Raw genomic sequence first — 12713 nt, 5'->3', positions numbered from 1 at the left:
CGTATCGGGTGAAGAAAAAGGGCTGTTCGGATCAAAGTACTATACTGAGAACCCAATATTTTCGCTAAATAATACGGTAGCTAATTTAAACATCGATATGATCGGCCGGATTGATCCAGAACATGCTCAAGACTCTAACTACGTGTACATCATTGGTTCAGACCGCCTCAGTACTGAACTACACCAAATTAATGACGAGGTTAACAGAACGTACACTCAACTAAACCTAGACTATCGCTACAATGCGGAAGACGACCCTAATCGCTTCTACTACCGATCTGATCATTACAATTTCGCTAAAAATAATATACCGGTTATCTTCTACTTTAATGGTACCCACGCTGATTATCACCGCCCGACTGATACTATTGAGAAGATCAGCTTCGGATTGCTGCAAAAGCGGGCCCAACTTGTTTTTCATACCGCTTGGAAATTAGCTAATCGGGACGAGCGAATTTTGGTGGATAAAGCGGAGGCCGGAGACGGTAAACCAGAGGCAGGAGATGAATAATAGGCGAAATTTTTATTCTGGTATAGCAAAGCGCCTAGTAGAAGCACTCAACTATTTTAGCTTTTCTACTTTTGGTCTTCAGACTCCACTTTCCGGACTCCGAACTCCAGTTTTCGTTTTCCTATTAATTATGGGTTGCAGTCAATCGCCCGAACAGCAGCGAGATGGGTTTTTGCTAAAGGGAAACGCACAGCTAGAGCAAGGCGAGTATCAAGAAGCAATCCGTTACTATAATGAGGCAATTCAGCTAGATCCTAACGCAGCCGACGCTTACAATAATCGTGGCATTGCTTATACAAATTTGAGCCGCTTTCCCGAAGCAATTACGGACTATACTCGCGCTATTCAGTCGCGCTCTAATAATGTTGATGCTTACTATAATCGAGCTGATTCTTATCAGCTAAACGGCAATTATCAGCGAAGCTTAATTGATTTGGATACGGTACTTCGTTACTATCCTGATTCAGCTTACGTGCATTTTAGCCAAGGTCTGGCACTTAGTGGCCTTCAGCAGTACGATGAAGCCCAGCAAGCCTTTACAGAAGCTATTCGGCTAGATTCATCTAATGCCGAGAGTTGGGTCAACCGAGGAACCTCGTACTACTATCAGCAACGTTACGAATTAGCCCAACAAGATTTACGGCAAGCTATTAAACAAAACGCTAACGAAAGCAACGCGTACAATGTATTAGGCCTAATGTATACTGACTCACAGCAATACGATTCGGCACAGGTGGCATTTGATCAAGCTCTTGCTTTAGAGCCGTATCAGCCTTATTTTCTCAATAATCGAGCTTATTTATATCTACAAACCGATTCGCTGTCTTTAGCTGAAGCTGATTTAAAAACCAGTATACGGCTAGATCCACAAAACAGCTACGTATACCGCAATCAGGGTTTACTATTTCTGAAAAAAGACCGACCTGAGGATGCACTTCGATTAATCGAGCGGGCTATTGAAATGGACACTACCACACTAGATGCGTATTATTATTTAGGAAATGCGTATAAAGAGTTAGAAAAAATAGAGGAAGCGTGTTCAGCTTGGAACCAAGCGTTGAAAAGTGAAAAAATAAGTAAACTGATTCAAGAATATTGCTTGTCAGAGATCTAGCACTTTAATTTCTACTCTTCGGTTTTTCTGACTACTTCCGATCGTATTACTTTGAGTAATTAATTTGCGATTACCGTAGGCTTTAATTTTAATACGTCGTTTGCGGATACCTAAATCAGCAAGGTGATCTTTCACCGTTTCGGCCCGTTCTTCGGAAAGTTTGAGTAACGATTGGCTACCGCCCCGGTCAGTGTGTCCCTCTAGCTGAATTACCATATTGGGAAATTTTTCCATTAGCGCTTTAAGTTCCTCAATAACTGCTTGGGCCTCCGGGCGGATGACGCTAAGATCGCGATCAAACCAAATAGTGTCTGATAGTTGAATATAGTCACCGGGCTGAGGAATACGTTTGAGCAGCAAGTTTTGGGGAATTTGCCTAGACTCGTCGGTTTGTAACGTTAAGTGTAGCGGTAAGTAGTTTTCAGCAGTCACTTCTAGTGTGTACTTTCGGTGTTGCTGCAAATTGATCTGATAGTGTCCATCTTGATTATCAAAAAAGCGAATACCCATTACGTTACTAACTGGGCGTAATTCATATTTTACTTTTGCTTCTACTGGCTTGTTGGTTTGTGCATCTAGAATTTTACCCGAAAGATACGCCAGATCATCAGGTTGAGCGTAGGACATTGTGTCATGGGTAAACATCCAAAAAATAATAATTATAAAAGGCAGACATTTCATAATGCCGAATTAACTGTCATTAAGTTACATATAACAATACACAATTTATTAAAATTATTATGTAAAATATACTAAATGTAATATTTATTTTGAATTAAATTATAGTTTCTTACTTTTTATGTTAAGTCAGCGATAGCATATTACTCAATAATTTCAAACTCAACTCGCCGATTAAGTTGCCGGTTAGCAGCCGATGTATTTTTAACTAACGGGCGTTTCTCACCGTAACCAACTATTCTAAGCCGCTCGGAAGTAATGCCCCGGTGCGATAGATAGTCAGCTACTGCGTTAGCTCGTTTTTCAGAAAGCTGCTGATTAAAACGATCGGTTCCTGATGAGTCGGTGTGGCCTGCCACGCGCAAGCTTAAATCAGAGTTATCATTCATAAAAGCAGCTACTTTATCTAAGTAGGCATACGCCTTTTTACCTAATGCGAAACTCTCCAGTTCAAAGAGTACTTCTTCGGAGGCAATTGCCTTGCGAGTAATAGACAAAGATTCAGCTACATCTAAATCCGAAAGGTTATCAGACATATAGATATCACGAAAAACTAACTTATCACCATCAGGGTCAATCTCGGCCAAAGCAACTCGTTGACGGTTAACTGTAGCGAAGCCCTGCTTCTCAGCATAAATATCGTAGATTCCCGGAGGTAGTGTAAGTTCGTAGCGTCCGTCGTCATTAGTATTCCCTTGACTACTGGTTGCTGTCACCGTGTCCGAAACGTTGTCAAAAATAACGCTAGCCTGCACTGGCATATTATTTTTCACATTGTACACTTGTCCTTTCACAACGTATAGTGGTTCAATACGTTGATAAATAGGTACTGATATTTGAAAAAGATCAGAACTATCAACGGTAGCACGGGTAAGAAAAGCATACTGCTTATCTACGGAGATATTAAAGTACGTGTCATCATTTTCTGAGTTGATCACCGGACCAAGGTTTTCGGGTTGAGACCAGTTCATCCAGGTATCGTCTAGCCGATGACTAACGTAGACATCTTCACCGCCAAAGCCACTGTATCCTTTGGAAGAGAAATAGAGGGTTGTATCATCAGCCATAAATGGAGCTGACTCAATATCGGCGGTGTTAATAGTTCTGCTTAAATTCATTGGTGCCGACCAGGAGTTATCTCCCCGATTAAAGCTTACGTAAATATCTAACTCTCCGTATCCGTCGTCGCGCCGGAGCGACATCAGTAGGTACTTTTGGTCGTTAGACAAGTGATAATTGGCTACCTCAGAATAATTATAAAAATCGAGAATGTCCATTGGAGTAGGTGAGGACCAACTGCCGTCCGCTTGGCGGGTGGAAATAGATACTCCGCCTCTCATCTTTCCATTCTCCAGGTAGCGATTGCCTAACAGTAAAGTGTAGCCTCCATCTTCATTCAAGGCTACTGAGCTTACGTAGTTACTACCCTTGTTATTAAGCGGAATGCCAATATTCTTAGGATCGCTCCATTCCCCTGAATTCTGATCGCGTTCCAGATACCAGATGTCTTCTATGTCACGTTTACCCCCCACATTATCGGGCGAGTTGCGACTAATAAACATCGTATTGCCATCGGGCGACATGATAGGACTGATGTTAATCATATCACCAAAATTGGCTTTAATCTTTTCCAGGGCTAAATCAGGATTGAGATTAGGCACTATATCAATGTCGGCTACTGTGGGTACCGACGAGCCAGAAATGGCAATAGCATCAATAGCATTATAACCAGGTACGGCATCGCCTCTGAGCACAATTTTTACCGCCTGTACTTCGTACGAAGTAGGGTTCATAAAAAAGTTAAATATGCGACCTTGAGCCGCTACCGGAGCCGGTTCTAATGTAGCCACTAAATGTTCGGTGCCTCTTACATCGTAGCAGAAAATTTGGTAAACCGCCCCCGGGTTGCGAGATTCGGCAATAGCTACTTGCTGAATTTTCATTGGTCGATCAAACCTTACTTTAATAAAATCTTCTCGGTCGGGTTTAGCTGGTAGCCAGGCATTGGGGCTATCGCCGCTATTTCCCGGTAACACGTCGGGTCGGCCGAGTGCCTGGCGAGGTTCGTACTCTACGTACTGTAGGTCTTGTTTAAACAGTAGGCGGGGATTATAAGAGGAGGATACCTCCAATACCTCACTGGCCCATTGAGTTTCCTGAGCTTCAAGAGAAAAGCAGACTGTAAAAAAGAAGAGAGGTAAGAACAGAAGGATTTTGAACATATCCGGTTTGGTTTGAAGAATTAGTTCAGATATTGTTGTATATGTGGTGGTCAAATTTAGGTAAACATACATATAAATAATACAGATGCTACGACAAGAAATATGTATAAACTCACTCGATCTTACATTTTGAGGATTTTTATTGGTTTTTTTACTAACAGATATTGAGCTTACTTGTAGCAGTGCTTCGTTGCTTGGGTTGAAGTTTAAGTTGGAAAGACGCTTTGTCTGTTCAAAGTTTTATGAATTTCACTACCATTTCAGTATTGGCAACGACTAGAGTAACTCCGTAGCGGTACCTTTTATGACTGAACTAAACACCTCCAGAATACCTTTAATGAAAGAATGACAACCTGTAATGGATGCGCACTGCATTTACTTTATTTTTACTACTCAGGGCTACCTGTATTTTAGCTCAGGAAGCTAAAGTAGTGCCTTATCAGCAGGCGCTGTCTCTTTACCAACAAGGAAAAATTACCGAATCTTACCAGTCTGCTTGGCGAAGTTTGGAAACCACTAAGTTGCGGTACGGAGTATTAAGCGCCGAATACGCTGACAATTTACGCTTACTATCGCTGATCACGGCGTTTTCACATCAAGACTCACTAGCTCTAGAATATACTCTTCAGGAAATCAAATGTCGCGAACATCTACCACGTGTCAACGGGGGGCTATTGTTAGAAGCCTACCAGAACGCTGCTAATCTGTATGTTTCGGTAGGTAATACTGCGTCGGTTCAGGCAACACTAAAGCGAATATTACTTTTAGCGGATTCTACCGAGATACGAACAGATTCGCTGATGCTACTTCAGCTTGAAGTTGGTAAGTTATATCAAGCAGCCGGTAATCGTCGTGCGGCTGATTCACTGTATACACGTATTCAGAGTCGCTCAACGGATAATTTGAAATCACTACAAGCCCAATTTCAACAATGGCTACTACATGGCGAACTTGACCAAGCAAAAGTAGATAACTTACTACAAACACTTCAGCAACGGGGAGACACGACTGCAACGCTTTATGCTGAGTTATGCTATCAGCGAGCAAATATTGCTTTAGGAAATGCCGAATGGCAAAATGCCCAATACTGGTATACAATGGCTCGTCGTTACTACGAACAAGACTCAACCCAAGTAACTGAAGCATACTCCAGTATATTAAATAATTTGGGCGCAATAGCCCTAGCTGACCAAAACGTGGGGGAGGGGGGATATCTCATCGATAGAGCTTTTCAGTACCGGGCCAGCCCAGTAGAATATACCCAGGGCAGTTTTTGGGTAGCTTTGGCAAATTTGTCCGCTTATTATCAAGAGCACAGTAACCCAGCAGAAGCAAGTGCATTGTACGCCCAGCACATTCATCTTGATGATACTACAACTGATTATCCTTGGCAGTATGCTATCGCCCTAAATAATCTAGCTACTTCGTACCAAGATGCGGGTAATTATGAACAGGCTGCCCAATATTTTAAACGAGCAGTAAAAATCCTAAGCAAGAAAAAATTACCGAGCCAGCGGGCCGTATTGCACCAAGCTTTTATCTACAGCAACGTAGCCCGGAACTACCAAGGTTTGGTTCAATTTGATACCGCCATCTTTTATCACCAGAAATCATTAGAACTCATAAAATGGGCTGTTGGGCGGGAAAGTCCTAATTATGTGGGTGCCATTAGCGGAATAGCAGCACTATATCATGATATTGGATATCTGGTAGAAGCGGAAATATTTTTTCAGGAAGCAATCGGTATTCAAGAGAAGATTGATGGAACTGAGAACAACATTTATGCTAACCTACTGAGCAATTACGCCCTGGTTTGTCAAGCCGTAGGTAATTATCCTAAAGCAGCTAAAATGTTAGAATCTGCAATTAAGATAAAAGAAAAGCTGCTAGGTACACAACATCCAGAGTACTTAATAACTCTTTCTAATATTGGTCTGCTCTATCTGGAGGAAGGAAAATACACTCAAGCTCGGCCCATGCTGGAATTAGTTGCGCAAGTACAGCGAGAAATATGGGGAGCTGAACATCCTTCAATGATTTCTAGCTACTTAAATCTAGCTCGCCTGGAAACAGTCACTGGTAACTACCCGGAAGCGGAACCGTTACTTCAGCAAGCATACGAACTATCGCTAGATCATTTTGGTAAGAGCCATCCTGAGCAGGCCAAAGTGCAATTAGAGTTAGCAAAATTTTACTTCATCTTAGGAAATTTCGTTCAAGCCAAACCATTACTACTGACGAGTCAGAAAACATTTTCTGACTCATACGGAGCATCTCATCCTGACCTGGCCACCGCCTATCAGAGTTTGGCAGCTCTTTATGAAGCACAGGATAGTATAGCGTTAGCGGAGCAGTACTATCAGCAGGCACTTGCCATTGATGCTAATACTTTGGGAAAGCAGCATCCGTCCTATGCCGCTACATTAAGCAACTTAGCTACGCTCTATCAGAATAATAACCAATACGAGAAGGCTTTACCTTTACTTGAAGAGTCTTTGTCGATTAGCGAGAAAATTCTGGGTAAAGATCATCCGTACTATTCAACTACCTTACTCAACTTAGGACTACTCTACCAAGATTTAAATGAACTTGACAAGGCGACCGAATTTATTGAGGAAGCAGTAGATGTCCGTCGGGAAGTGCTCGGAGAACTACATCCTGATTTTGCTTATGCGCAATACAGTCAGGCGGTATTATACCATGAGCTCGAGCGATATAAAAACGCAGAGGCTATTTTTCACGACGTAGTTGAAAATTATATTGGGCAAATACAAAACTACTTTCCTTCTTTAAGTGAGCAAGAGAAAGGGGCTTATTATCAACGAGTAGAACCAGTGTTTCATGCCTTTCGGGATTTTGTGATTGATCAGGTATACTACCGAGCGGAAAGTGTAACTGAAGATCGAAAACAACAGTTGCTTGTTGAACTGTATAATCTTCAACTAGTAACCAAAGCGATGCTATTGGATGCTTCTTATCAGCTTAGACAAATTATTGAAGCTAAGAGTGAAACCGAAACATTGCAAGAATACAAACGATGGCTAGCGGTAAAAGAGCAATTGGGACGGTTGTATACATTATCCCGCCAAGAACGTAACAATCAGAGCGACAATATTGTGGCCTTAGAAAATGAAGCTAACCAGCTAGAAAAACAACTATCTCGTAAGTCAGAAACATTTGCAACAACCGTAGAAAGCGAGCAGGTTACTTGGCAGCAAGTACAACAGCAACTTCAGCCCTCTGAAGCAGCCGTAGAGATTATTCGAGTGGCTCGCGATAGTATCGTGCTATATGCTGCTTTGGTATTAGAGTCGGGCAGCGTTGCTCCGCAGATTTGCGTATTTCCCGAAGGGAAGGAGATGGAAAATAAAAACTATTACTATTATCAGAACGCAGTCAAGTTTCGAATAAAAGATGAGCTTTCTTATAATCAATACTGGTGGCTTGTTCGGGAAAAATTGTCCAACAGTATAAAAACGGTTTATTTAGCCCCCGATGGGGTTTACCATAAAATCAATATTAATAGCCTTTATCATACCCAAACTGGGCGTTACGTAATTGATGAAATGGATTTGCGAGTATTGAGTAGCACCCGTGATCTAGTTCGCTCTCCCAATCAGTTATCTTTAAAATCAGCCTACTTAGTTGGCTCACCCGATTTTCAGTTTCGGGTAGGGTACCAGAATAGTGAGGCGGTGATTGACCCAACTGAGTCATCACCGCTTACCGCATCAAGTATGCTAGGTAGTACTCCTTTTTTATTTGGAATCCGAGATCTGCCTGGTACTAAAACCGAAGTAGAGAAAATTAGTGATATGCTAACCGAACACCAGTGGATAACCCGAACGTATTTAGGTGAGGAGGCTCGAGAGGAAATGATAAAATCTGCGAAAGAACCTAGAATACTGCATATTGCCTCTCATGGCTATTTTATGACGGATTTAGCCGAATCAGAAAACCTTAATCGGAATTACGGAACGCATTCACAAAATATTTCGGCCAACCCGTTGCTCAGAGCTGGTCTACTTTTGGCAGGAGCTGAGTATAGCATTCTTCGGCAAAATTCATCTAGTTGGAAGGCAGAAGATGGTATTTTAACCGCTTATGAAGCGATGAACCTACGGCTAAATGGTACGGAGATGGTTGTATTGAGTGCCTGTGAGACCGGACTAGGCGACATCAAGAATGGAGAGGGAGTGTATGGCTTGCAGCGCTCCTTTTTAATTGCTGGGGCGCAGAGTGTGCTAATGAGTCTCTGGAACGTAAATGATAACAGCACGGCGGAACTGATGACCATTTTTTATCAGAATTGGTTATCAGGCCAGGGGAAGCATCAAGCACTAAGAAATGCCCAGTTGGCAGTGAGGAAGCAACGGGCCGATCCCTATTTCTGGGGTGGCTTCGTGCTGATAGAACGGTGATATTTTTGGCTGAAGCACTCTCTCTTTCATCAAATCAGCCACTTTTGAACTACTAACAAATTTTGTAAATTCACTCTTCAATCACATGACAACCTTTTAATGAACAAATCTTCCCAAAAATACCCTTCCCTTATCCGTTGGGGCGGGTTAGGCTTTTTTTTTCTTTTCGTAATTTATTTAACCTGGCTGGTACTAAACGAATCTTCCAAAGAGGTAGACTTTAATGCCGAAGTGCGACCGATCATCAATAAAAAGTGTATTACCTGCCATGGTGGAGTAAAACGCTCCGGTGGGTTTAGCTTACTATTTCGGACCGATGCGCTAAGTGAGAACGAGTCGGGAAAACTGGCCATTGTGCCGGGAGATCCTCATGCTAGTGAAATGATTCGCCGCATAATGATCAGCGATCCTACAGACGATGAGCGAATGCCTCCCGAAGGGGAGCCTCTATCTGAGGAAGAAATTGCCATTTTAACTAGTTGGATTGATCAGGGGGCGCAGTGGGAGGATCATTGGGCCTACGTAAAACCCGAGCCTATTATAGTTCCGGAAGTAGCTTTGGAGTGGGGCGACAATGAAATCGATAATTTCGTATTAGAACGACTGGAACAGGAAGATATTCAACCGGCCAATGAAGCTGATCAAGCGACTTTACTTCGAAGAGTGTCGCTAGATCTAACGGGGCTTCCCCCTACGCAGGGCGACTTAAAGCAACTTTTAGATGACGATAGCCCGGAAGCCTATGAGAAAGCGGTGGATCGCCTACTGGAATCTCCGCACTTTGGCGAGCGATGGGCGGCTCTGTGGATGGACCTAGCCCGCTACGCTGATTCCAAGGGCTACGAGAAAGATAACCGCCGTTCCATATGGCAGTATCGCGACTGGCTCATTAAGTCATTCAACGAAGATAAGCCGTTTGATCAATTCACTATTGAGCAACTGGCGGGTGATTTGCTTCCCAATCCAACCGATGAGCACTTGATTGCTACTGCTTTTCATCGGAATACTATGAATAATGATGAAGGGGGAACCGACGATGAAGAATTTCGAGTAGCAGCAGTTATTGATCGGGTGAACACTACCTGGGATGTGTGGCAGGCCACTACCATGGCTTGTGTACAGTGCCACAGCCATCCGTACGACCCTATCCGGCACGAAGAGTACTTTAAGTTTTTTGCTTTTTTGAACAACACGGCTGACGTAGATGTGCCGAGTGAATCGCCTAACTTAACCACTTTTCAAGAAGAAGAAGACCGTCAGAAATTGGAGAACCTGAAAAATTGGGTAATCCGGCATACTAATTCGGCGGACGATAAGCTGCAAAATGCTCAAAAATTCATCAACCTGGTAAGAATTGCCGAACCCAAAATTCATCCGAGCAGCTTCGATACCGTGGTGAACGGTTCTCTACTTGATAATAAATACCTTTCGGTAGAGGACGGTGGTTATGCCCGACTAAAGAATGTTCCGCTAAAAAATGAAACCCAACTGCTTATTAGCTACAGTGCTAACCACAGCCGAGGCAAAGTAGAGATTCGGCTCGATAGCCTAGAAGGTGAGCAGTTGGCTGTCTGGAATGTAAAGTCGAATGAAGGAGGCTGGCAGTTTAAAACGACTGCAATCCCGTTCAGCGGGGTAAGTGGTGAACATGATCTGTATTTTGTCTTTAGGGATCCTCAGCAGCAAGGAGGTATTGCTATGTTAGAGTGGTTGCTATTTCACGAGCCACTTCCGGGTGAAGATCAGCCGCACTATCAGCAGCAGCAACAGAACTTAATTTCCCTGTTAAACAGCTCTGAAGTAATCCGTACGCCTATCACTGTTGATCGGCCCGAGCGTTTTGCTCGCACTACGCACGTTTTTGAGCGAGGCAACTGGCTAGTACCCGGTGAGGTGGTAAATCCGGATGTGCCTCAAGCTTGGCCCGCTCTGGCCGAAGGTGATCCTAACAATCGTTTAGGAATGGCTCAGTGGCTGGTGAGTGAGGAAAACCCGCTTACCGCTCGCGTAATGGTAAACCGGCTATGGTCGGAGCTTTTCGGCATCGGCATTGTAGAAACAATAGAAGATTTTGGCACCCAGGGGGCTCGCCCCTCCCATTCAGAATTACTTGATTGGCTTGCTTTACAGTTTATGAATGAGCACAACTGGAGCATAAAAAGCGCACTGAAGCAAATGGTGATGTCGGCAACCTACCGGCAAGCATCGAAAGTAACTCCCGAATTGCTAGCGGCCGATCCGCGTAACCGGCTGTTAGCTCGAGGCCCCCGAGTACGACTAACCGCCGAGCAAATTCGTGATCAGGCCTTAGCTGTGAGCGGATTGCTGAGTGAAAAGATGTATGGCCCTAGTGTTATGCCTCTTCAGCCCGATGGAGTTTGGCAAATTGTATACAGTGGCTTAGAATGGAAGACGAGTGAGGGGGAAGATCAGCACCGCAGAGCGTTATATACCTACTGGCGGCGAACCAGCCCATATCCGTCCATGATCGCTTTTGATGGGCCGAGTAGGGAGTTCTGCGTAACTCGTCGAATTGATACCAATACTCCGCTACAGGCTTTAGTCACACTGAATGATCCAGTATTTGTAGAAGCGGCTCAGTCATTAGCTAAGCAGATGCAACACGCTGGCGAGGTTCCAGAAGACCAGCTTCGTTTCGGTTATGAGCAAGCGATTATCAATCCGATAGAACCCAAGAAACTAGAACAGTTGAAGACATTGTACGTAGAGGCTCAGCAGTACTACCAGGAAAATCCCGAAGAGGTAATTAAAATGGCAGGTGGAGAAGATGCTGAATTAGCCGCGCTGGCGGTAGTGGCGAACGCTATTCTGAACCTAGATGAATTTGTGACGAAAGCCTAACAATCAATGAATATATATCAAGAAAAGCAGTATCGCGAGTCGCAGGTAGAAACCCGTCGGCACTTTCTTAAAAAATGTACTTCAGGACTGGGTGGTGTAGCCTTGGCATCTTTGTTTGGCTGTAATTTAGATAGTAGCGCGGTAGCACCAGCTCCGGTTGCTTCATTGCCGACTAATCCGATGGCTCCTGGTTTTGCCCATTTTGCGGGTAAGGCCAAACGAGTAATCTATATGCACATGGCGGGCTCACCTTCCCAGTTAGAGCTATTTGACTATAAACCTGAGCTTGAGAAACTACACGCCAAAGACTGTCCGCCCTCTTTGCTAGAAGGTAAACGCTTCGCTTTTATTGAAGGTGTACCCAAAATGCTGGGGCCACAGGCCACTTTTTATCAACGAGGCGAAAGCGGGATGATGATCTCGAATCGGTTGCCGCACTTAGCAACGATGGCCGATGATATTACGGTAGTAAAATCATTACATACCGATGAATTTAACCACGCACCAGCTCAGCTTTTACTTCAAACCGGTAGTGCCCGGCTGGGGCGACCCAGTTTTGGCTCATGGGTTACTTACGGGCTGGGTAGCGAAAATGAAAACCTGCCTGGGTTCATGGTGCTGGTTTCGGGTGGTAAAACTCCAAGTGCCGGAAAGAGCGTGTGGGGGAGCGGCTTTCTACCGTCTATCTACCAAGGAGTGCAGTGTCGCTCGCAGGGTGATCCAGTACTTTACGTCTCCAATCCCGAAGGCATGAGTGGCGATTTGCGGCGAAAAACCTTAGATGCTATTAATCATATTAACCAACAAGAGTACCAGCAGGTAGGCGACCCGGAAATCCTGACCCGAATCTCACAGTACGAAATGGCATTTCGGATGCAGACCTCGGTACCGGAAGTAATGGATAT

General features: G+C 44.0%; 7 protein-coding genes. 5 read left to right on the top strand and 2 right to left on the bottom strand.

Annotation, left to right across the window (positions count from 1 at the left end):
• On the top strand, nucleotides 1–511 hold a 511-nt coding region (locus tag WBA23_RS14090), incomplete at its 5' end, for a M28 family peptidase (RefSeq protein ID WP_424582918.1).
• A 130-nt stretch (nucleotides 512–641) separates the two neighbouring features.
• Nucleotides 642–1625 carry a tetratricopeptide repeat protein gene (locus WBA23_RS14085; protein ID WP_424582917.1) on the top strand — a complete coding sequence of 328 codons (984 nt, stop codon included), beginning with the start codon at nucleotides 642–644 and terminating at the stop codon, nucleotides 1623–1625.
• On the opposite strand, the gene WBA23_RS14080 is transcribed toward WBA23_RS14085, so the two are convergent.
• A complete protein-coding gene (locus WBA23_RS14080) occupies nucleotides 1614–2252 on the bottom strand; it encodes an OmpA family protein (RefSeq protein ID WP_424582916.1) in 639 nt (212 codons plus the stop codon). The two genes, WBA23_RS14085 and WBA23_RS14080, sit on opposite strands and share 12 nt — an antisense overlap.
• Nucleotides 2253–2446: 194 nt before the next feature.
• On the bottom strand, nucleotides 2447–4525 hold the full coding sequence (locus WBA23_RS14075; protein ID WP_424582915.1) for an OmpA family protein: 2079 nt from the start codon (nucleotides 4523–4525) through the stop codon (nucleotides 2447–2449).
• 362 nt (nucleotides 4526–4887) lie between these two features.
• On the opposite strand from WBA23_RS14075, the gene WBA23_RS14070 reads away from it, so the two are divergent.
• The 3 genes from WBA23_RS14070 to WBA23_RS14060 all read left to right on the top strand — a co-directional run.
• Nucleotides 4888–8946: a tetratricopeptide repeat protein gene (locus tag WBA23_RS14070; protein WP_424582914.1), complete on the top strand. Its 4059-nt coding sequence runs from the start codon at nucleotides 4888–4890 to the stop codon at nucleotides 8944–8946.
• A 99-nt stretch (nucleotides 8947–9045) separates the two neighbouring features.
• Nucleotides 9046–11808, top strand: coding sequence for a DUF1553 domain-containing protein (locus tag WBA23_RS14065; RefSeq protein WP_424582913.1), 2763 nt, complete (start codon nucleotides 9046–9048; stop codon nucleotides 11806–11808).
• A 6-nt stretch (nucleotides 11809–11814) separates the two neighbouring features.
• On the top strand, nucleotides 11815–12713 hold an 899-nt coding region (locus WBA23_RS14060), incomplete at its 3' end, for a DUF1501 domain-containing protein (protein WP_424582912.1).

This window comes from Tunicatimonas sp. (assembly GCF_049647865.1).
GTDB lineage: Bacteria > Bacteroidota > Bacteroidia > Cytophagales > Cyclobacteriaceae > Tunicatimonas.
This window is presented reverse-complemented; position numbering and strand designations above follow the sequence as displayed.

Bases quoted from the DNA above. Each gene is read 5' to 3' on its own strand.
- WBA23_RS14085 (WP_424582917.1), top strand. From the start codon at position 642: ATGGGTTGCAGTCAATCGCCCGAACAGCAGCGAGATGGGTTTTTGCTA.
- WBA23_RS14080 (WP_424582916.1), bottom strand. From the start codon at position 2,252: ATGTCCTACGCTCAACCTGATGATCTGGCGTATCTTTCGGGTAAAATT.
- WBA23_RS14075 (WP_424582915.1), bottom strand. From the start codon at position 4,525: ATGTTCAAAATCCTTCTGTTCTTACCTCTCTTCTTTTTTACAGTCTGC.
- WBA23_RS14070 (WP_424582914.1), top strand. From the start codon at position 4,888: ATGCGCACTGCATTTACTTTATTTTTACTACTCAGGGCTACCTGTATT.
- WBA23_RS14065 (WP_424582913.1), top strand. From the start codon at position 9,046: ATGAACAAATCTTCCCAAAAATACCCTTCCCTTATCCGTTGGGGCGGG.